This window comes from Streptomyces sp. NBC_00273 (assembly GCF_036178145.1).
GTDB lineage: Bacteria > Actinomycetota > Actinomycetes > Streptomycetales > Streptomycetaceae > Streptomyces.
On record NZ_CP108067.1, the window covers coordinates 6,763,109 to 6,782,895 of the forward strand.

Annotated in this window: 15 protein-coding genes and 1 pseudogene; 10 read left to right on the forward strand and 6 right to left on the reverse strand. The window is 70.9% G+C overall.

Annotated features, from left to right (window positions below; all coding sequences use genetic code 11):
- The first annotated feature begins 5 nt into the window (after window positions 1-5).
- From OG386_RS30105 to OG386_RS30120, 4 genes are all read left to right on the forward strand, one after another.
- Window positions 6-1,193 (forward strand): hypothetical protein, encoded by a 1,188-nt coding sequence (locus OG386_RS30105; protein WP_328790710.1) that lies wholly within the window; start codon window positions 6-8, stop codon window positions 1,191-1,193.
- Between the two features lie 43 nt (window positions 1,194-1,236).
- Window positions 1,237-1,734 carry a GNAT family N-acetyltransferase gene (locus tag OG386_RS30110; RefSeq protein ID WP_328790711.1) on the forward strand — a complete coding sequence of 166 codons (498 nt, stop codon included), beginning with the start codon at window positions 1,237-1,239 and terminating at the stop codon, window positions 1,732-1,734.
- 208 nt (window positions 1,735-1,942) lie between these two features.
- Entirely contained in the window at window positions 1,943-4,012 is a 2,070-nt protein-coding gene (locus OG386_RS30115; RefSeq protein WP_328790712.1) for a phosphocholine-specific phospholipase C, read from the forward strand.
- Window positions 4,013-4,065: 53 nt separating this feature from the next.
- The gene (locus OG386_RS30120; RefSeq protein WP_328790713.1) at window positions 4,066-4,497 is read left to right on the forward strand and encodes a GNAT family N-acetyltransferase; all 432 of its coding nucleotides are present in this window, start codon (window positions 4,066-4,068) and stop codon (window positions 4,495-4,497) included.
- 2 nt (window positions 4,498-4,499) lie between these two features.
- On the opposite strand, the gene OG386_RS30125 is transcribed toward OG386_RS30120, so the two are convergent.
- The 3 genes from OG386_RS30125 to OG386_RS30135 form a co-directional block, all read right to left on the reverse strand.
- The gene (locus OG386_RS30125) at window positions 4,500-5,396 is read right to left on the reverse strand and encodes a phosphatase PAP2 family protein (RefSeq protein WP_328790714.1); all 897 of its coding nucleotides are present in this window, start codon (window positions 5,394-5,396) and stop codon (window positions 4,500-4,502) included.
- Window positions 5,397-5,490: 94 nt separating this feature from the next.
- Window positions 5,491-6,501, reverse strand: coding sequence for a DUF389 domain-containing protein (locus tag OG386_RS30130; RefSeq protein ID WP_328790715.1), 1,011 nt, complete (start codon window positions 6,499-6,501; stop codon window positions 5,491-5,493).
- Window positions 6,502-6,610: 109 nt separating this feature from the next.
- Window positions 6,611-7,216 carry a TetR/AcrR family transcriptional regulator gene (locus OG386_RS30135; protein WP_328790716.1) on the reverse strand — a complete coding sequence of 202 codons (606 nt, stop codon included), beginning with the start codon at window positions 7,214-7,216 and terminating at the stop codon, window positions 6,611-6,613.
- A gap of 263 nt (window positions 7,217-7,479) precedes the next feature.
- On the opposite strand from OG386_RS30135, the gene OG386_RS30140 reads away from it, so the two are divergent.
- Window positions 7,480-8,688, forward strand: coding sequence for an FAD-dependent oxidoreductase (locus OG386_RS30140; RefSeq protein WP_328790717.1), 1,209 nt, complete (start codon window positions 7,480-7,482; stop codon window positions 8,686-8,688).
- Here the strand turns inward: OG386_RS30140 and OG386_RS30145 are convergent.
- Window positions 8,685-9,716: a LacI family DNA-binding transcriptional regulator gene (locus OG386_RS30145; protein WP_327385822.1), complete on the reverse strand. Its 1,032-nt coding sequence runs from the start codon at window positions 9,714-9,716 to the stop codon at window positions 8,685-8,687. The genes OG386_RS30140 and OG386_RS30145 overlap by 4 nt on opposite strands.
- Before the next feature lie 26 nt (window positions 9,717-9,742).
- Window positions 9,743-11,569 carry a glycoside hydrolase family 13 protein gene (locus OG386_RS30150; protein ID WP_328790718.1) on the reverse strand — a complete coding sequence of 609 codons (1,827 nt, stop codon included), beginning with the start codon at window positions 11,567-11,569 and terminating at the stop codon, window positions 9,743-9,745.
- A gap of 222 nt (window positions 11,570-11,791) precedes the next feature.
- On the opposite strand from OG386_RS30150, the gene OG386_RS30155 reads away from it, so the two are divergent.
- Genes OG386_RS30155 through OG386_RS30175 form a run of 5 tightly spaced genes read left to right on the forward strand, consistent with a single transcriptional unit; the run spans window position 11,792 to window position 17,706 of the window.
- A complete protein-coding gene (locus OG386_RS30155) occupies window positions 11,792-13,066 on the forward strand; it encodes an extracellular solute-binding protein (protein WP_328790719.1) in 1,275 nt (424 codons plus the stop codon).
- 7 nt (window positions 13,067-13,073) lie between these two features.
- Window positions 13,074-14,135: a carbohydrate ABC transporter permease gene (locus OG386_RS30160; protein WP_328790720.1), complete on the forward strand. Its 1,062-nt coding sequence runs from the start codon at window positions 13,074-13,076 to the stop codon at window positions 14,133-14,135.
- 2 nt (window positions 14,136-14,137) lie between these two features.
- Window positions 14,138-15,007 (forward strand): sugar ABC transporter permease, encoded by an 870-nt coding sequence (locus tag OG386_RS30165; protein ID WP_327385826.1) that lies wholly within the window; start codon window positions 14,138-14,140, stop codon window positions 15,005-15,007.
- A gap of 51 nt (window positions 15,008-15,058) precedes the next feature.
- Window positions 15,059-16,708, forward strand: coding sequence for a glycoside hydrolase family 13 protein (locus OG386_RS30170; RefSeq protein WP_328790721.1), 1,650 nt, complete (start codon window positions 15,059-15,061; stop codon window positions 16,706-16,708).
- Window positions 16,687-17,706 (forward strand): LacI family DNA-binding transcriptional regulator, encoded by a 1,020-nt coding sequence (locus tag OG386_RS30175; protein WP_405787006.1) that lies wholly within the window; start codon window positions 16,687-16,689, stop codon window positions 17,704-17,706. The genes OG386_RS30170 and OG386_RS30175 overlap by 22 nt, the downstream gene beginning before the upstream one ends.
- A 506-nt stretch (window positions 17,707-18,212) precedes the next feature.
- On the opposite strand, the pseudogene OG386_RS30180 reads toward OG386_RS30175, so the two are convergent.
- Window positions 18,213-19,736: pseudogene (locus OG386_RS30180) on the reverse strand (multicopper oxidase family protein); the annotation flags it as partial.
- Between the last annotated feature and the right edge of the window lie 51 nt (window positions 19,737-19,787).

Here is a 19,787-nt window from a genome sequence, read left to right on the forward strand (position 1 = left end):
GACGGGTGGATTCTGCCGTCGAGGCCGTGCACCGGTACCGGCGGCCGGATCCTGCGTGCTGGGACGTCGTCGTCGAAGCGGTCCGTTCCGAAGCGTCGAGCTACGACGCCGACGACGCGCTGATCCAGGCGGGCCGGGCCGTCGCCCGGCACGCCGACCGGATCGCCGACGACCTCCGCCGACACCAGGGGGCGTTCGGGACCGCCGTCGGCCACGGCGTGGAAGTGCGCGCCCTGGCCCTCGCAGGGATGGGCGACCTGCGCGCGTTGCCGGCCCTGCACAGCCTCGGAAAGCACGGCGGCCTTCCCACCCAGCGACCGCAGGCCCGGATTCTGGCCGAGCTGCCCGCGGCAGGACTGGTTCCCACGATGCGGGCCACGTTGCAGAAGGGCCGCTACCGGGCGGAGGCCACCCTCGAAGTACTCGCGGCCTGGGGACCGGCCGCCGCACCCGCCGTGCCCGAGGTGACCCGGTTCCTGGACAGCGAGTACGCCTACGACGCCCTGCGCGTCCTCGGTCGGATCGGGCCCGCCGCGGCCGGGACGGCGAACCGGCTGGTCGACTTCGCCACCGGTCGCGCCCCGCGCGCCGGCCGGCACCACGCGCGCCTGGCCGCCTGGGCGCACTGGCGGGTCACCGGCGATCCGAGCCTCGCCCTCGACATGTGCGGAGCGGCGGTACGGTCCGGGACGGCGAGCCACGGCGTGCCCTTCCTCGCCGATCTCGGCCCGCTGGCCGCGGCCCACGCGGACACCGTGCGCGGCCTGATGGACTCGCCCGGCGCTTGGACCCGGGTGGCCGCCGCGCACGCGTACTGGCGGATCACCGGGGACCCGGAGCCCGTCGTACCCGTACTGCTGGCGGAGGTGGACCCGGCCTGGGCGGGGCATCCGGCCGTGCCGGTCCAGGAGGCCGTCCGCCGCCTCGGGGAGATCGGCGCCCCGGCCGCCGTCGCGGCGCCCCTGCTGGGCCGGATCCTGGCTCAGGAGGAACGGCTCGGATACCCCTTCGAGCGGATACGGATCCTGGCGGACGGTGCCTACGTCCGCGCCCTCACCGAGGCCCTGGAGCGGATCGCCCCGGGCGCCGCGGTGGGCCCCGTACGGGCGCCCTCGAAGGAGCCCGTACCCGTACCCGTACCCGTACCGGCTCCCGCACGAAGGCGGACCTTCGGGTTCAGGCGCCCGATCTGAGATTCCCAAGTGCCCGGGAACGCGGCGGGGTTACGGTGGGGGCATGTTCACCGTTCGGCGCGCCGCCCCGTACGACGGGGACGTCCTCGGGGAGATCCACGCCGCAGCCTGGGAAGCGGCGTACGCCCCCTTCTTCGATCCCGAGTTCGCCGCACACGGTGTCCGGAGCAGGCGAACGCGGTGGTACGACAGGGTCGGGCAGGCCGACACCACGATCCTGCTGGCCGAACACGACGGCCGTCCGCTGGCGCTGACCGCCTTCAGGGCCTCTTCGACCCGGCCGGGTCTCTCCGAGATCCTCTCCTTCTACAGCCACCCCGACGGCTGGGGCAGCGGCATCGCGGCAGCGCTGATGACCGGGACGCTGGACCAGTTGCGCAATGACGGGTTCGCCCGGACGCACCTGTGGACCCTGCGCGACACCCCTCGGTCCCGCCGCTTCTACGCCAAGTGCGGCTTCACCGAGAGCGGCGCCGCCCGCCCCTTCGACTTCGGCGACGGGAAGCCCCTCACCCAGGTCGAGTACGAGCGCGCGTGCTGACACCCGGACGAACACCGCCAGCCGAACACCGCCGGACGACCGCCACCGAACGGCCACCGCCGGACGACCACCGTCGAACTCCGGCAGAATCCGACTGCCGTTCGCCTGACGTACCCGCTGCCGTCACACCGGGCTCCCCCTCCGGTCCTCCAGGGGCGCTGTTCTTGGGAGCGCTCAACCACCCTCGACAAAGCAGAGGTCTCTCGCCATGGCAGAACTCAACCGCCGCCGTTTCCTCCAGCTCACCGGCGGTGCCGCCGCCCTGAGCCTGCTCAACGAGATCATCGCGCGCGCCGCCGCCATCCCCGCGCAGGGGACGACCGGGACCATCGCCGATGTCGAGCACATCGTGGTCCTGATGCAGGAGAATCGTTCCTTCGACCACTACTTCGGCGCGCTGCGCGGTGTCCGCGGCTTCGGCGACCCGCGCCCGGTGACCCTGCCCAGCCGCAAGTCCGTCTGGCACCAGACCGACAACGCGGGCAAGGAGACGCTGCCCTTCCGCCCGCCGTCCGACGACCTCGGCATGGAGTTCCTCCAGGGCCTCAACCACGACTGGGCCGGTGGCCAGAGCGCCTTCAACAAGGGCAAGTACGACAACTGGGTGCCCGCCAAGACGCCGGCCACCATGGCGTACCTGACGCGCGACGACATCCCGTTCCACTACGCCCTCGCCGACACGTTCACCCTCTGCGACGCCTACCACTGCTCCTTCATCGGTTCGACCGACCCCAACCGCTACTACCTCTGGTCGGGCCACACCGGAAACGACGGCACGGGCGGCGGCCCGGTCCTCAACAACGCCGAGGCCGGTTACGGCTGGACCACCTACCCCGAGCGCCTGGAGCAGGCCGGCATTTCCTGGAAGGTCTACCAGGACATCGGCAACGGCCTCGACGCCGCCGGATCCTGGGGCTGGATCGACGACGCCTACCGCGGCAACTACGGCGACAACTCGCTCCTCTACTTCAACAACTACCGGGGTGCCCAGCCCGGCGACCCGCTCTTCGACAAGGCCCGCACCGGTACCGACGCCCGCACCGGCGAGGGCTACTTCGACCGGCTGCGCGCCGACGTCGCCGCCGGCGCCCTGCCCCAGGTCTCTTGGATCGCGGCCCCCGAGGCCTTCAGCGAGCACTCCAACTGGCCCTCCAACTACGGCGCGTGGTACATCGCGCAGGTGCTGGACGCGCTGACCTCCAACCCCGACGTGTGGGCCCGTACCGCGCTGTTCATCACCTACGACGAGAACGACGGCTTCTTCGACCACGTCGTCCCGCCGTACGCCCCGGCCAACGCCGACCAGGGCCTGTCGACCACGCCGACCGCCCTCGACGTCTTCCCCGGCAAGGCCGGCTACGTCGCCGGACCGTACGGGCTGGGCCCGCGCGTCCCGATGCTCGTCGTCTCGCCGTGGAGCACCGGCGGCTACTCCTGCTCCGAGACCTTCGACCACACCTCGGTGATCCGCTTCATGGAGAAGCGCTTCGGGGTGCACGAGCCCAACATCTCGCCCTGGCGCCGCGCCGTCTGCGGTGACCTGACCTCGGCCTTCGACTTCGCCCGCCAGGACACGGCGACGGTGTCGCTGCCCGATACCGGTGCGTGGCAGCCGCAGGACCGCGAGCGCCACCCCGACTTCCGGGCCACCCCGCCGGCCGTGGGCAGCATGCCGCGCCAGGAGAAGGGCCAGTGCCGCACCCGTCCGCTGAAGTACGCCCCGTACGTGGACGGCGCCGCGCTCACCGGCGAGGGCAAGTTCAAGCTGACCTTCAGCGGCGGCCCGGACCTGGGCGCGCAGTTCTACGTCACCTCGGGCAACCGGACCGACGCCCCCTGGACGTACACCACCGAAGCCGGCAAATCGATCTCGGACACCTGGAACACCCGCTACTCCGCCGGCGTCACCGACCTGACCGTCCACGGCCCCAACGGCTTCCTGCGCGGCTTCCGCAACCCGGGCACCACCCCCGGCCCCGAGGTCACCGCCCGCCACAACGCCACCACGGGGAACCTGGACCTCACCCTCACCAACGCCGGGGCGTCGACCGCGACGCTCACCGTCACCAACGCCTACGGCGGCGGCCCCAAGCGCCTCACGGTCGCCAAGGGCGCCACCGTCACGTACAGCGTCTCCCTGAAGAACACCCGACGCTGGTACGACGTGACGGTCACCGCGTCCGGGTCCGCGGACTTCGGCCGCCGCTTCGCCGGCAAGGTCGAGACGGGCGCGGCCGGCCTGTCCGACCCGGCGATCCTGACGAACCAGTCTTCGTGACCGTGGGGGATATGCGCTGGCACGGAACGAACGGTCGCTGGTTGGATGCCGGGATGAGCGATGACCTTCCCGACGGATACGAGATCTCCACCGACGCCGCCCGACTCGACGTCGGACTCGTCCACCGGTGGCTGTCCGAAGACGCGTACTGGGCGCTCGGGCGCAGTCGGCAGAAGCAGGAGGACGCCATCGCGGGCTCCGTGAACTTCGGCCTCTACGACCAGGCCTCCGGGGTCCAGCTCGCGTACGCCCGCGTCGTCACCGACCGCGCCACCTTCGCCTGGCTCTGCGACGTCTACGTCGATCCGGGCGCCCGCGGCAAGGGGCTCGGCGGGGCCCTCGTCGCCGCGGTGTGCGCGCACCTGGAGCCGTACGGGCTGCGCCGGGTGCTGCTCGCCACCGCCGACGCGCACGCCGTCTACGCCCGGGCCGGCTTCGAGACCCTCACCACGCCCGGAAAGTGGATGGCCCTCGGGCAGCAGTAGCCTCAGGCGCGGGTGCGGACCCGGACCCGGTTCAGCAGTTCCGTGGCCGGGTGCGGGCCCGCGTGCTCGGGGTGGCGGGGCAGGCGGTGGGCGAAGGAGCCGTACCAGGACCGCGAGACCGTGTAGCCGAAGGCCAGGCAGATCATGCCGCCCACCGCGTCGAGCCAGAAGTGGTTGGCGGTGGCGACGATGACGACGAGGGTCGCCGTCGGGTAGAGCAGGCCCAGGATCCGGGCCCATGGGGCCGAGGCGACCGCGAAGATCGTCAGGCCGCACCAGAGCGACCACCCTATGTGCATGGAGGGCATCGCGGCGTACTGGTTCGACATCTGCTTGAGGTTGCCGGAGGCCATGGAGCCCCAGGTGTGGTGGACCAGCACGGTGTCGATGAAGTTCTGCCCGTTCATCAGCCGGGGCGGCGCGAGCGGGTAACAGTAGTAGCCGACCAGGGCGACGCCCGTGGTGGCGAAGAGGACCATGCGCGTGGCGGCGTACCGCCCCGGATGAAAACGGTAGATCCAGACCAGCACGCCGATCGTCACGACGAAGTGGAGCGTGGCGTAGTAGTAGTTCATGCCCACGATCAGCCACGTCACGGAGTTGACCGCGTGGTTGACCGACTGCTCGACGGCGATGCCGAGGGTCCGCTCGGCGCTCCAGATCCAGTCGGCGTTGGCGAGGGCCGCCGCCTTCTGTTCGGGCACCGCGTTGCGGATCAGCGAGTAGGTCCAGTAGCTGATCGCGATGAGCAGCACCTCGAACCAGATCCGGGGCCGGCGCGGGGCGCGCAACCGGGAGAGCAGGGTGCGCTCGGACCCCGGGCGGGTCTCGGTCTCCACCACGGTGGGTGATGAGACGTCCGTCCGGGTTTCCAGTGTCTTCACGCTCGATTCACCCATGGGGAGAGAGTCTGCCAGATGCGTTCCCGCCTCCGATCATCCCTCGGTACGGTCTTCGACGCAGCCGCTCAGACCTGGGTACTACGTCGTCGCTTCAGCCCCCCACCTTCCCGGCGACGATCTGCTGTCCGCGGGTGGCGTCGACCACGATCGGGAGGCCGTCGGGGACCTGTCCTTCGAGGTCGCCGAGGAGGTCCTCGATCGGCGGGAGGGCCCCGGGGCTGCGCACGTGGACGTAGAAGGTCCTGGACTGGGCGTCGACTCCGGTGACCGCCGCGCCGGGGCTGGCGGCGAGCCAGCGCTCCGCGGCGGTCCAGGTCCGCGAGGTCCACGCGTTCAGCAGGACGGTGGTCACCGTGTTGGCGCCCAGCGGCAGCAGGACCGCCGTGAACAGCAGACCGAGCATCACGTAGGCGCGGCGCGGGGCCCCTCCCCGGGCGGGGTGGCCGGCGGGCCGGGTGTACCCGAGGGCGGCGAAGACCACCATGCCCGCGAAGACCATGGCGAGGAGGTTGGACACGAAGAGCACCAGCGCGCCCAGCGCCAGCCACCACGACGTCTGGCCGGCGCACACGCCCGTCACCACGAGCGGCGGTACCAGGGAGATCGCGATCGCCACCCCCGGCAGGACCGCGGCGACGTCCTTGCGGGACAGCGCCACGGCGCCGGCGAAGCCCGTCGCCAGGGCCGCGATCAGGTCGAGGAGCCCGGGGGAGGTCCGGCTGGAGATCTGACTGTCCGACAGCAAGTCGTACGAGGGGGGCACCACCAGGGAGGCCACCGCGCCGATCAGGAGCACCAGCAGGCCGCCGAGCGCCACGAAGGCGAGGGCGGTGGAGCGGCGGCGCTGCACGGCACCGAGGGCGATCCCCATGATCGGCGTGGACAGCGGGGCGATGATCATCGCGCCGATGACGGTGGCGGTGGAGTCCGTCAGGATCCCGCACGCGGCGATCACGGAGGACAGCGTGAGCATGGTCCAGAAGGCCGACTGCTTCGCCCGACGGTCCCCGGACGACAGGTCGAGATCCTCCTGGAGGTCCTCCAGGGAACGTCGCTTGTGGTCGGGCAGGATCCTGTCGCGAAGCCGGCCGGGCATGGGCATCTGCCCAGTATCAGGACCGGGATCCCTGCGCCGTCGCAGCAACACGACCGCCCCGCCCCGCCCCGCACGTCGACACCGCCGCGAGGGCCCGCTCCGCCCCCGGTCGCGGTCAGCCGTCCCGACCGGGGTGGACCTCCTGCCGCGCCAGGGCGGTGGTGGCCCAGCCGTGCTCCAGTAGGGCGAACACGTCGCGCATGGTCCGGGCCGGGTCTTCGCTCGCGCGGGCGAGGCCGGGGGCTTCCAGGGCGAAGCGCGCCAAGCCGGTGACGGCGGGGTCTTCCGGGGCGAGCCCGGTGGCCTCGGCGAGGGTCGCGGCCAGGGTCTTCTCGTGGCGCGACCACATGCGCCGGGCGTAGTCCCGCAGCGCGGGGGTGGATTCGACGAGGACGAAGGTGGGGTCGTCGGTCCGCACGGCGGTACGGGTGCGCACCATGTGGTCGCGCAGGGCGTGCAGCACGGGTTGGCCGGGGGCTCGGTCGCGAACGGCGGCGACCAGGGCGCTCTCGACGTCCTCGTCCAGGTCGAAGACGAGGGCTTCCTTGTTGGGGAAGTGCTTGAAGAGCGTGCTCAGCGAGACGTCGGCCGCCTCCGCCACCTCGCGTACGCCGACGTCGTCGAAGCCGCGCTCGGTGAACAGCCGCACTGCGGCATCCGCCAGGGCCTGCCTGGTCCGGGCCTTCTTGCGTTCCCGGCGTCCTGTCGTCATCTCGGCCATTCCCCCATCCTAGCCCCCTTGGAGCGATTCGATCAGAAAGGCGATCAGATGGAAAGTCGGAGCAGTTGTACTTTTGGAGCGGCTGTGTTTCTGTGAAGAGGGGCGCCCGACCGGCACCCAGCCGCCGAACTCCCGGGACGCGTACCCGCATCGGAACGGCTGATCTGCCATGCCCAGGACAAGGCGTCGCCACGGGACCAGTGCCACGGGACCAGCGCCACAAGACCAGCACTCTCTCCACCATCGAACGGAGCGTGACCCTCATGTCCACCACCCCCCGCATCGCGATCGCCGGCGCCGGCCTCGGCGGCCTCGTCTGCGCCCGCGTCCTGCAGCAGCACGGCGTGCCGGTCACGGTCTTCGAGAGCGAGCCCGACCCCTACTCCCGCTCGCAGGGCGGCACCCTCGACATCGACGGAGCCCACGGCCAGGCAGCCCTGCGCGCAGCCGGACTGTTAGACCAGTTCCTCGCCCTGTCCCGGCCCGAAGGCCAGGAGTGGCGCCTGTACGACCGTCACGCGACCCTGATGCGCCACGACCGGGCCGGCGAGGACGATCTGAGCCGGCCCGAGATCGACCGCGGCCAGCTGCGCGCGCTCCTCTTGGACTCCCTCGCCCCCGGCACGGTCCGCTGGGGCCACCCCGTAAGGGCTGTCACCCCGCTCCCGCACGGTGCTGCCCGCCTGCACCACCACGACCGCACCGGCGAGGACTTCGACCTGGTCATCGGCGCCGACGGCGCCTGGTCGCGGGTACGCCCCGCGCTCAGCGACGCCCGACCCGCCTACGCCGGTGTCACGATGGTGGAAGCCCACTTCGACGACGTCGACCACCGTCACCCCGGCATCGCCCACCTGGTCGGTCGCGGCACCATGACGGCCAAGGCGGGCCGCCGCAGCCTGGTGCTCCAGCGCAACAGCAACGGACACGTCCGCGCCTACGTCACCTTCCGCGGCCCGCAGGACTGGCACGCCGGCCTGGACCTCGCCGACACCGCATCCGTACGCGCCCGCCTGCTCGCCCAGTACCAGGGCTGGCACGAGCGTCTGCTGGACATCCTGCGCGACAACGAGGGCGACTTCATCAACCGGCCGATGTTCGTCCTTCCCGTTCCCCACTCCTGGCAGCGCGTCCCCGGCATCACCCTGCTCGGCGACGCCGCCCACCTGATGCCGCCCGTCGGCGTCGGAGCCAACCTCGCCCTGCTCGACGGCGCCGAACTCGCCCGAGCCGTCGTCGACCACCCCACCATCGACGAGGCCCTCGACGCCTACGAAAGCGTCATGTTCCCCCGCGCCACCGACCACGCGAAGACCGCTCAGCAGATGCTCACGACGCTGATGCCCGACACCGACTCCGACGCCGCAGCCTTCCCCGACACCCTTTGGCCGGCCGGCCCGCTCCCTGACCCGCCCCCCGCCCGCACCATCGGCGAGGGCAGCCGGTCACAAGATCCGAAAGAGACGGCCTAGTCCCGGCGGCGCTGGCCCGGGCCCGAGGCCGTGGAGCCGCGCACCACCAGTTCGGGCAGGAAGACGAACTCGCTGTGCGGGGCCGGCGTACCGCCGATCTCCTCCAGCAGGGTCCGGACCGCCGCCTGCCCCATCGCCTGCACGGGCTGGCGGATGGTCGTCAGCGGCGGATCGGTGAACGCTATGAGCGGCGAGTCGTCGAAGCCGACCACCGACACGTCCTGCGGGACCTTCAGCCCCTGCTGCCGGGCCGCCCTGATCGCGCCGAGCGCCATCATGTCGCTCGCGCACACCACCGCCGTGCAGCCGCGCGAGATCAGCGCGGCCGCGGCGGCCTGGCCGCCCTCGAGCGAGTAGAGGGAGTGCTGGATCAGCGCCTCGATCTCGGCCTCGCCGAGTCCGAGCCGCTCCTTCATCCCGAGCCGGAAGCCCTCGATCTTGCGGAGGACCGGTACGAAGCGCTTCGGTCCGACCGCGAGCCCGATGCGGGTGTGCCCGAGCGCGGTCAGGTGGGTGACGGCGAGGACCATCGCGGCCCGGTCGTCGGGCGAGACGAAGGGGGCCTGCACCTTCTCGGAGAACCCGTTGATGAGGACGTACGGGACGCCCTGCCCGCGGAGTTGGTCGTAGCGGCCCATGTCGGCCGTGGTGTCGGCGTGCAGGCCGGAGACGAAGATGATCCCGGAGACGCCGCGGTCGACCAGCATCTCGGTCAGCTCGTCCTCGGTGGACCCGCCGGGCGTCTGCGTGGCCAGCACCGGCGTGTACCCCTGCCGGGTCAGGGCCTGGCCGATGACCTGGGCGAGCGCCGGGAAGATCGGGTTGTCCAGTTCGGGAGTTATCAGACCGACGAGCCCCGCACTGCGCTGGCGCAGCTTCACGGGCCGCTCGTAGCCGAGTACGTCGAGGGCGGCCAGCACGGATTCGCGGGTGCCTGCGGCCACACCGGGCTTGCCGTTGAGCACGCGGCTGACTGTGGCTTCGCTGACCCCCGCCTGGGCTGCGATGTCGGCTAGCCGTGCGGTCACGGGATTGGACTGTACCGGTCGGACGTTCACCATGACCACCACGTGCACGAATCCGGGGGAAGCCGGACGGTTCGGCCGTCCGTCTCCACCGGGGCGCTGGAGAGCACGGGGCGTCCGGGCGCGGGAAGCTCGACCGGGTCGGGGCGGGTGTTGAGGGTGCAGGCGAAACCGGGGCGGGTGAACAGGAGCACGCCCTCGGGTGCGCACTGCCAGCGCATTCCGCATGCGTCCGGGCCGTACGAGCCGTCCGGGTCGTCCGGGCAGTCCGGGTCGTACGAGCCGTACGGGGCCTCCGCCGGGGCATCGGCACCCGCCACGGCCGCCGCGTCGACCCCCGTGCCCGGGCCCGGGCCCGTCCCCGCCTCCGGCGCCCCCAGCCCCGGCATCGCCCGGCGCAGTTCCAGGGCGGCACGGTAGAGCTCCAGCGTCGAGTGCGGGTCGCCGGTCTGCGCGGCGACGCTGAGGCCGCCCCAGCCGGCGGGCTGCGGGAGCCAGCTGCCGGCCGGCCCGAAGCCGTACGGGGGCTCCGCGCCGGACCAGGGGAGCGGCACCCGGCACCCGTCGCGCAGCCCGTCCTGCCCCTCCGGTTCCGACGGGTCCTCGGGCCTGGGCCCCGACCCCGCCGGGCCGTCCGCGTCCCCCGGCTGACGGCGTCCGCGGCGGAAGGCCGGGTCCTGGCGGACCCGGTCCGGGAGGTCCGCCACCTCAGGGAGGCCGAGCTCCTCGCCCTGGTAGAGGTACGCCGACCCGGGCAGGGCCAGCATCAGCAGGGCGGCCGCCCGGGCCCGGGCCAGGCCGCGGGTCCCGCCGCCGTAGCGCGTCACGTGGCGTACGACGTCGTGGTTGGACAGCACCCAGGTGGTCGGGGCGCCGACGGCGGTGGTGGCGGCCAGGGACTCGTCGATGACGGTGCGCATCGCGGCGGGGTCCCACGGGCAGTTCAGGAAGCGGAAGTTGAAGGCCTGGTGCAGTTCGTCGGGGCGCACGTACAGGGCGAGCCGCTCCGAGGTGGGCGCCCAGGCCTCGGCGACCCCGATGCGCCCGCCCCCGTAGGAGTCGAGGAGGCGGCGCCAGGAACGGTGGATCTCGTGGACCCCGTCCTGGTCGAAGAAGGGGAGCGGCTCGGTGCCGATCAAGGTGGCCTGGGCGCCGCGGCCGATGTCCGGCAGGCCCGGGGCCTTGACCATGCCGTGGGCGACGTCGATGCGGAAGCCGTCGATGCCGAGGTCGAGCCAGAAGCGCAGGACGGAGGCGAACTCGGCGGCGACCTCGGGATGGTCCCAGTCGAGGTCGGGCTGCTCGGGGGCGAAGAGGTGCAGGTACCAGTCGCCGTCCGGGACCCGGGTCCAGGCGGGGCCGCCGAAGATCGACTCCCAGTCGTTCGGGGGCTCGGCGCCGTCCGGCCCCCGCCCGGGGCGGAAGTGGTAGCGCTCGCGGGCCCCCGGATCCCCGGCGAGGGCGGCGCGGAACCAGGGGTGCTGTTCGGAGGTGTGGTTCGGCACCACGTCCACGATGACCCGCAGCCCCAGCGCGTGCGCGGCCCGGACCAGCTCGTCGGCGTCCGAGAGGTCCCCGAAGAGGGGGTCGACGGCCCGGTAGTCGGCGACGTCGTAGCCGCCGTCCGCCTGCGGGGAGACGTAGAAGGGGGTGAGCCACACGGCGTCGACCCCGAGGCGGGCGAGGTGGGGGAGGCGGGAGCGGACCCCGCGGAGGTCCCCGATGCCGTCCCCGTCGCTGTCGGCGAAGGAGCGCACGTACACCTGATAGATGACGGCATCGCGCCACCAGCCACCGGTCGCGGTCGCTTTGCTGGAAGAGCTTGCAAGCTGGACGGCCGTCGAATCGTGGGTCATATCGGGGTCAACGCGGGTACATGCCCCCTGGTTGCGGGCCCCGACAGTCGAAGGTGGCTCGAACTAACAGCAAGCTGCGGCAACCGTACGGACACACGGATGTAACGATCGCCTCCGCTTGCAGAAAGTTTGCGCAAGCCCTTTCGGTCCTCTTTCAGTCTTGTTACGTTCCTGGCAACTCAGGACCGCGAGGGCGCGGCCGGGATCATCGAAGGAGTTCATATGCGGCGTGGCATAGCGGCCACCGCGCTGGTCGCGACCCTGGCGCTCGCGGCAACGGCTTGCGGTGGGGACGACAAGAACGCGGCCGACGGCACCAAGGCGGGCGGCGAGCTTTCCGGCACGGTCACGTGGTGGGACACCTCGAACGATGCCGAGAAGGCCAGCTTCCAGAAGATCGCCGAGGCGTTCACGGCGAAGCACCCGAAGGTGACCGTCAAGTACGTCAACGTCCCCTACGGCGACGCGCAGAACAAGGTCAAGAACGCCTTCAGCAGCGGCTCCGACGCGCCTGACGTCATCCGTGCCGACGTCGGCTGGGTCGCGGACTTCGCTTCCCTGGGCTACCTCGACGAGGTCCCGGCCGACGCGGCGAAGAAGATCGACGCCGAGTTCCTCCCGCAGGCCGCGGCCAGCGGCAAGTTCGAGGGCAAGACCTACGCCGTTCCGCAGGTCATCGACAGCCTCGGCCTCTTCTACAACAAGAAGATGCTCGCCGACGCCGGCGTCCAGCCCCCCAAGACGCTGGAAGAGGTGAAGACCGCCGCCGCCGCCATCAAGGGCAAGACCGGCAAGGCCGGCCTCTACCTCCGCGGCGACGACTCCTACTGGTTCCTCCCCCTCATCTACGGCGAGGGCGGCGACCTGGTCGACGCGAAGAACAAGACGGTCACCGTCGACAACGAGGCGGGCGTCAAGGCCTTCAAGACCGCCCGCGACCTGGTCGCCTCGGGTGCGGCGATCACCAACGCCACCGACGGCTACGCCAACATGCAGACGGCCTTCAAGACCGGCGAGGCCGCCATGATGATCAACGGTCCGTGGGCCGTCGCCGACACCTACGCCGGCGACCAGTTCAAGGACAAGGCCAACCTCGGCATCGCCGCGGTCCCGGCCGGCTCGGCCAAGGCCGGTGCCCCGCAGGGCGGCCACGACCTCGCCGTCTACGCTGGTTCCAAGAACACCGCCGCCGCGCACGCCTTCGTCGAGTACATGACCTCTCAGGAGGTCCAGGTGCAGTCGACCAAGGACCTCAGCCTGCTCCCGACCCGTACCGCCGCCTACGAGCTGCCGGACGTCAAGGGCAACGAGATGGTCCAGTTCTTCAAGCCGGCCGTGGACAAGGCCGTCGAGCGCGCCTGGATCCCGGAGAACGGCTCCCTCTTCGAGCCGCTGAAGGTCGAATACACCAAGGCGATCACCGGGGCGTCGAGCCCGGAGGACGCGGCCAAGTCGGCCGGCGTCGAGTTCCGCAAGATCCTCAAGGGCTGGAAGTAACGAAACCATGGCTGCTCACACCAGCCAGTCGGTGGCGAAGGCCGCGGGCGACGACGTCGAGAACGACGTCGCCGCCCGCGGCCGGAGCCGCAGGACTGACAGCGACAGCGGTAACCGTGGCGGTGCCCGCGGTGGGAAAGGCGCGTCCGGCCTCCGGCGCGCCGTCGGCACGCACTGGTACGCCTGGGCCATGGTCGCCCCGGTGGTGCTCGTCCTCGGAGTGATCATCGGCTGGCCGCTGGTCCGGGGCGTCTACCTGTCGCTGACCGACGCCACCGAGCGCAACGTCTCGCGCACCATCGGAGCCCGGCACATCGAGGCCACGTACCAGTTCGTCGGACTCGACAACTACGTGGACGTGCTCAGCGACCCGGTGTTCCTGCAACGGCTGGTGTGGACGGTGATGTGGACCGTCGCGTGCGTGTCCATCACCTTCACGCTCGGGCTGGTCCTGGCCAACATGCTCAACCGGGACTTCCGGGGCCGCGCCGCCTACCGGATGGCGCTCATCCTGCCCTGGGCCGTCCCCGGCTTCGTCTCGGTCTTCGCCTGGCGGTTCCTCTTCAACCGCGACAACGGCATCCTCAACAAGATCCTCGACGGTGGCGGCATCGCCGCGATCCCCTGGCTCGACGACCCGACCTGGGCCAAGTTCTCGGTCGTCGCCGTCAACGTCTGGCTCGGCGTCCCCTTCATGATGGTCGCCCTGCTCGGCGGCCTGCAGTCCATCCCCGGCGAGCTCTACGAGGCCGCCGAGATGGACGGCGCCAGCGCCTGGCAGCGCTTCCGGCACATCACCCTGCCCGGACTGCGCACGGTGAGCATGACGGTGATCCTGCTCTCCACCATCTGGACCTTCAACATGTTCCCGGTGATCTTCCTGCTCACCCGGGGCGGACCCGGCGACTCCACCGAGATCCTGGTGACCCAGGCCTTCCGCGAGGCGTTCGTGTCGAGCCCGCGCGACTTCGCCGGCTCGGCCACGTGGGGCGTCCTGATCCTCGCCCTGCTCATGATCTTCGCGCTGGTCTACCGGCGCTCGCTGCGCAAGCAGGGAGAGGTGTGGTGACCATGTCCACTGCGAACACCGCCCGCACGACCACCGCGGTCCGTCCCCGCGGGAGCCGTTCCCCGCTCGCCTCCGTCAGCCTGCACGGCACCCTCGTCGTGGCCGCCGTCATCGCCGTCTTCCCGGTGCTGTGGATCGTGCTGACCTCGCTCAAGCCGGCCAAGCACGCGGTCACCACCGACTTCGTCAAGGAACCGACGCTCAGCAACTACACGTACCTGCTGGAGCAGAGCCACTTCCTCAGCTGGTTCGCCAACTCCGTCCTGGTCGCCGGCATCACCACCGTCCTCGGTGTCTTCATCGCCGCCACCACCGGATACGCGGTCAGCCGCTTCAAGTTCCCCGGCATGAAGCCGCTCATGTGGACCCTGCTCATCACGCAGATGTTCCCGATGGCGATCCTCATCGTCCCGCTCTACAACCTCATGGGCGACCTGGGCCTGCTCAACCAGCCGCTCGGCCTGATCATCACCTACCTCACCATCGCCGTGCCGTTCTGCGCCTGGATGATGAAGGGCTTCTTCGACACCATCCCGGTGGAGATCGACGAATCGGGCCGCGTCGACGGACTCAACCCCTTCGGCACCTTCTGGCGCCTCATCCTGCCGCTCGCCAAGCCCGGCCTCGCCGTCACCGGCTTCTACGCCTTCATCACCGCCTGGGGCGAGGTCGCGTACGCCTCCGCCTTCATGGTCGGCGAGGAGAACCTCACCCTGGCCGGCGGACTGCAGACCTTCGTCACGCAGTACACCTCCAACTGGGGAGCCATGAGCGCCGCCTCGGTCCTCATCGCCATCCCCGCGGCGATCTTCTTCGTCTTCGCCCAGCGTCACCTCGTCGCCGGGATGACGGCAGGCGCAACCAAGGGCTGACCACCCGAGCCTGCCCCTTCTCACCCCCGGCCCGATCTCTCCAAGGACACCATGACCCAGCACCTCGCCGACGCGCTCCCCACCTCCACCGGCACGCAGCCCGGCTGGTGGAGAGAAGCGGTGATCTACCAGGTCTATCCGCGCAGCTTCGCCGACTCCAACGGAGACGGCATGGGGGACCTCGAAGGCATCCGCAGCCGCCTGCCCTACCTGAAGGAGCTGGGCGTCGACGCCGTCTGGCTCAGCCCCTTCTACGCCTCCCCGCAGGCCGACGCCGGCTACGACGTCGCCGACTACCGGGCCATCGACCCCATGTTCGGCACCCTGCACGACGCCGACGCCGTGATCCGCGAAGCCCACGACCTGGGCCTGCGCATCATCGTGGACCTCGTCCCCAACCACTGCTCCGACCAGCACGAATGGTTCAAGCAGGCGCTGCGCGAAGGCCCCGGTACCCCGCTGCGCGAGCGCTTCCACTTCCGCCCGGGCCGCGGCGCGGACGGCGCGGAGCCCCCGAACGACTGGGAGTCGATCTTCGGCGGCCCGGCCTGGACCCGGGTCGCGGACGGCGAGTGGTACCTGCACCTCTTCGCCCCCGAGCAGCCCGACTTCAACTGGGAGCACCCGGCCGTCCAGGACGAGTTCCGCTCCATCCTGCGCTTCTGGCTCGACCTCGGTGCCGACGGCTTCCGCGTCGACGTCGCCCACGGCCTGGTCAAGGCGCCCGGCCTGCCCGACCTCGGTGCCAAGGACCAGCTCAAGCTGCTCGGCAACGACGTCATGCCCTTCTTCGACCAGGACGGCGTCCACGAGATCTACCGCTCCTGGCGCCGGATCCTCGACGAGTACGAGGGCGACCGCGTCCTGGTCGCCGAGGCATGGACCCCGACCGTCGAGCGCACGGCCCTCTACGTCCGCCCCGACGAGATGCACCAGGCGTTCAACTTCCAGTACTTGACCAGCGACTGGGAGGCGACGGCGCTCCGCGAGGTCATCGACGGCTCGCTGGCCGCCATGCGCACCGTCGGCGCCCCCACCACCTGGGTGCTGTCCAACCACGACGTCACCCGGCACGCCACCCGCTTCGCCAACCCCGCCGGCCTCGGCACCCAGCTGCGCGAGCCCGGCGACCGCGAGCTGGGTCTGCGGCGGGCCCGCGCGGCGATCCTGCTGATGCTGGCACTGCCCGGTTCGGCCTACGTCTACCAGGGCGAGGAGCTCGGCCTGCCCGACGTCACCGACCTGCCGGACGAGGTCCGCCAGGACCCGTCGTTCTCCCGCGCGGCGGGCCAGGACGGCTTCCGCGACGGTTGCCGGGTCCCCATCCCGTGGTCGGGGACCGAGGCCCCGTACGGCTTCGGCACCGGCGGCAGCTGGCTCCCGCAGCCGGACTCCTGGGCGGATCTGAGCGTGGAGGCGCAGACCGGCGACCCGTCCTCCACCCTGGAGCTGTACCGGTCCGCCCTGCGGCTGCGCCGCGAGCGCCCGGACCTGGGCGATGGCGAGTCGGTGGACTGGCAGGAGGCCCCCGAGGGCGTCCTGGTCTTCCGCCGGGGGGACTTCCTCTGCGCCGCCAACACCACCGGCACGGCGGTACGGTTCCCCGTCACCGGCGAGGCCCTGCTGTCCAGCGGTGCGACGGTCGAGGACGGCGTGCTGCCGGCCGACACCACGGTGTGGTGGCAGGTGACGGCGGGGTGACCTCCCCCCTCCGGCTGACGGACATCGCCGCGCAGGCCCAGGTCAGCGAGGCGACCGTCAGCCGCGTGCTCAACGGGAAACCGGGCGTGGCGGCCGGCACCCGGCACAAGGTGCTGGCCGCGCTCGACCTGCTGGGCTACGAGCGGCCCGTCCGGCTCAAACGGCGCAGCAACGGGCTGGTCGGGCTGCTGATCCCGGAGCTCACCAACCCGATCTTCCCGGCGTTCGCGCAGGTCATAGAGCAGGCGCTGGCCGGGCACGGGTACACGCCGGTGCTGTGCACGCAGACCCCCGGCGGGGCCACCGAGGACGAACTGGTGGAACAGCTGGAGGAACGCGGGGTCACCGGGATCGTCTTCCTGTCGGGCCTGCACGCGGACGCCCACGCGGACCCCGCGCGCTACCAGCGACTGGCAGCGCGCGGGGTGCCGTTCGTCCTGATCAACGGCTTCAACGAGCAGGTGAACGCCCCGTTCATCTCCCCGGACGACCGGGCGGCGGCGGACATGGCCGTACGGCACCTGCAGGACCTGGGGCACCGCAGGATCGGGCTCGCGATCGGGCCGACGCGGTACGTGCCCTCGGCCCGCAAGGAGCAGGGCTTCCTCGCGGCGCTGCCGGATGCGGAAGCGGACGGGCTGATCCAGCGCACGCTCTTCACGGTGGAGGGCGGACACGCGGCGGGCATCGCCCTGCTGGACCGCGGCTGCACGGGCATCGTGTGCGGCAGCGATCCGATGGCGCTCGGCGTCATCCGGGCGGCGCGCGAGCGCGGGCTGCGGGTGCCGCAGGACGTGTCGGTGGTCGGCTTCGACGATTCCCCGCTGATCCCGTTCACGGACCCGCCGCTGACGACGGTCCGCCAGCCGGTGCGCGCGATGGCGACGGCGGCGGTGGGTGCCCTCCTGGAGGCGGTGTCGGGCACCCCGGTCCAGCGCACGGAGTACATCTTCCAACCCGAACTGGTGGTCCGGGGCTCGACGGCCCAGGTGCCGTAATCCTCCCGGGCGGGGCGGCGCGGGCCTGTTCCGCCCCGCCCGGGGTCCAATCGCCGAGCGATGCCGTCAGCGGCCGTGGCCGTGGCCTCCGCCGTGGCCACCACCATGGCCGCCGTCCTGGTCGACGGGGAGGGGGCCCCGGGATCGACGATCGTGAACGGGCGCATCAGGTCATCGTCCTCGTGCTCGAGGAGGTGGCAGTGGTGGACGTACGTCGCCGGGAGCTCGGTCCCGCTGTTCGCGATCCCCGCGATCGGTTCCATCGGCGGGCTCCAGGGATCGGTGATGATCCTGGTCACCGTCTCCGGGTAGGACTTGAAGGTGTCCTTGTAGGACAGTGCTTCGTCCGGGTCCGGCGGGATCGGCGGGCCGGTGAAGTATGTCGCCAGCACCGGCTTGTCCGACGCCTTGCGGCCGCCGTCGATCCACTTCTCGTAATCCGCCTGGTAAGCGGCCGCGTCGATGGGCTGCCTGTTCAGCACCTGGAAATTGACGAGGTGGACGTGCATCGGGTGCGCGTCGTGGTTGGGATTGACGTACTCCCAGATCTCCTTCGCTCCCGCCTTGACGAAGTCCTGGGACGGCTCCATGAAGGGCACCGCGTTGAACGTCATGGTGCTGAAGAGCTTGTGCTGGTACAGGACCCATTCCCGCCGGTGGATCTGCGGTTCCGGTACGAGGGGCGCGACCGCGGGTAGCTTCAGTTGCTTGGGCGGTGTGGTCCGGTCCGCACCGGACAGCGGTTTGGTGACCTGGAACTGCATGACTTCCGAGACTTCCGGCCCCAGGCCGGGCACGCCGGGGTAGTGCACCGGTGCGTGGTAGTTCGTCAACGTGAACTTCGAGCCCATGGGCATCCCGCTGAAGTCGACGATCAGGTCGTAGCGTTCGGCGGGCCCGATCAGGAAGTTCAGCATCTGCAGCGGGGCGCGGAAGCCGCCGTCGGTGCCGATCAGCCAGAACGGAAGGTTGGGCTGGAGCACCACGTCCCTGGGAGGGTCGATCCGCAGCCGCCAGAAGCGCTCGTTCGAGGCGTTGAGGATCCGCAGCCGGTAGCGCCGCGGCTCGACGGCCAGGAAGGGGTACGCCTTGCCGTTGACGACCGGGGTGTCCTCGCCCTCCTGCTGGGTCATGGTGTAGGCGAGTCTTCCGTCCTGGTGGAAGGTCCGGTCCTGCAGGATGAGAGGGACCTCGAACTCGCCCTGCGGCAGCCCGAGCCGCTCGTCGGCGGGGTCGCGGATGAGGTACAGGCCGGCCAGACCCGCGTAGACGTTGACGCTGGTCATCCCCATGCCGTGATCGTGGTACCAGAGCAGGGACGAGCGCTCGTGGTTGGTGTACGCGCAGATCGCCTCGTTGCGTCTGACCCGGTCGGGCTCCAGGGTCGTGTACGACTCGGCATGGACGCCGTCCGGGCTGAACGAATGCAGCGGCATTCCGTCGGACTGCGGTGGTGTGAAACCGCCGTGCTGGTGCACGACGTTCCACACGTTGACGTTCTCGGGAAAGGGCGGCTCGCTCGTGTAGGGAGGCGGAGCGATCGGGGCGAGCTGGGGGTCCCCGCTGCGGATCGCGTCGATCACGAACTGGAAGAGGTGCGTGGTCGGCAGCTCGTTCCGGTACTTGATGACCGTCGGCTGGTCCTTGATCACGCTGATGGTCGGCCCGAGATAGCCCATGCCGATCGGCTGGTGGCCATCGTGCGGGTTCTTGGCCCAGTAGCCCCACACGTCCGCCGGCCCGAGGTCCCGGTGGAATTGCCAGGTGCCGGGCCGCATCGTGAATTCGTAGTAGTCGGCGCCCGGATAGGCGGAGGTGTCCGGGACGGCCGTCTCCGGCGTGGGCAGCGGGTCGACGAATTTCTCCAGCGGTGGTGTCTTGGGGATCGGGGCGTCCGAAGGTGCCGGTTCGTGACCGTGACGATGGCGGGGTCCGGGATCCGCGTGCGCCGGTGCTGCCGGACCGCTCACCGCGAGCACGGCCGCACCGCCGGCGGCGCCGGCCATGAGGAAATCCCTTCGCGCAACCATCGTTTTCAGCCTTCCGCAGACGTGTGTTCCTCGGAGGCATACAGCGGTGTT

What these genes read in the sequence shown, in the direction of transcription:
- OG386_RS30110 (WP_328790711.1), top strand. Translation starts at nt 1,237, where the DNA reads ATGTTCACCGTTCGGCGCGCCGCCCCGTACGACGGGGACGTCCTCGGG.
- OG386_RS30115 (WP_328790712.1), top strand. Translation starts at nt 1,943, where the DNA reads ATGGCAGAACTCAACCGCCGCCGTTTCCTCCAGCTCACCGGCGGTGCC.
- OG386_RS30120 (WP_328790713.1), top strand. Translation starts at nt 4,066, where the DNA reads ATGAGCGATGACCTTCCCGACGGATACGAGATCTCCACCGACGCCGCC.
- OG386_RS30125 (WP_328790714.1), bottom strand. Translation starts at nt 5,396, where the DNA reads ATGGGTGAATCGAGCGTGAAGACACTGGAAACCCGGACGGACGTCTCA.
- OG386_RS30130 (WP_328790715.1), bottom strand. Translation starts at nt 6,501, where the DNA reads ATGCCCATGCCCGGCCGGCTTCGCGACAGGATCCTGCCCGACCACAAG.
- OG386_RS30135 (WP_328790716.1), bottom strand. Translation starts at nt 7,216, where the DNA reads ATGGCCGAGATGACGACAGGACGCCGGGAACGCAAGAAGGCCCGGACC.
- OG386_RS30140 (WP_328790717.1), top strand. Translation starts at nt 7,480, where the DNA reads ATGTCCACCACCCCCCGCATCGCGATCGCCGGCGCCGGCCTCGGCGGC.
- OG386_RS30150 (WP_328790718.1), bottom strand. Translation starts at nt 11,569, where the DNA reads ATGACCCACGATTCGACGGCCGTCCAGCTTGCAAGCTCTTCCAGCAAA.
- OG386_RS30155 (WP_328790719.1), top strand. Translation starts at nt 11,792, where the DNA reads ATGCGGCGTGGCATAGCGGCCACCGCGCTGGTCGCGACCCTGGCGCTC.
- OG386_RS30160 (WP_328790720.1), top strand. Translation starts at nt 13,074, where the DNA reads ATGGCTGCTCACACCAGCCAGTCGGTGGCGAAGGCCGCGGGCGACGAC.
- OG386_RS30165 (WP_327385826.1), top strand. Translation starts at nt 14,138, where the DNA reads ATGTCCACTGCGAACACCGCCCGCACGACCACCGCGGTCCGTCCCCGC.
- OG386_RS30170 (WP_328790721.1), top strand. Translation starts at nt 15,059, where the DNA reads ATGACCCAGCACCTCGCCGACGCGCTCCCCACCTCCACCGGCACGCAG.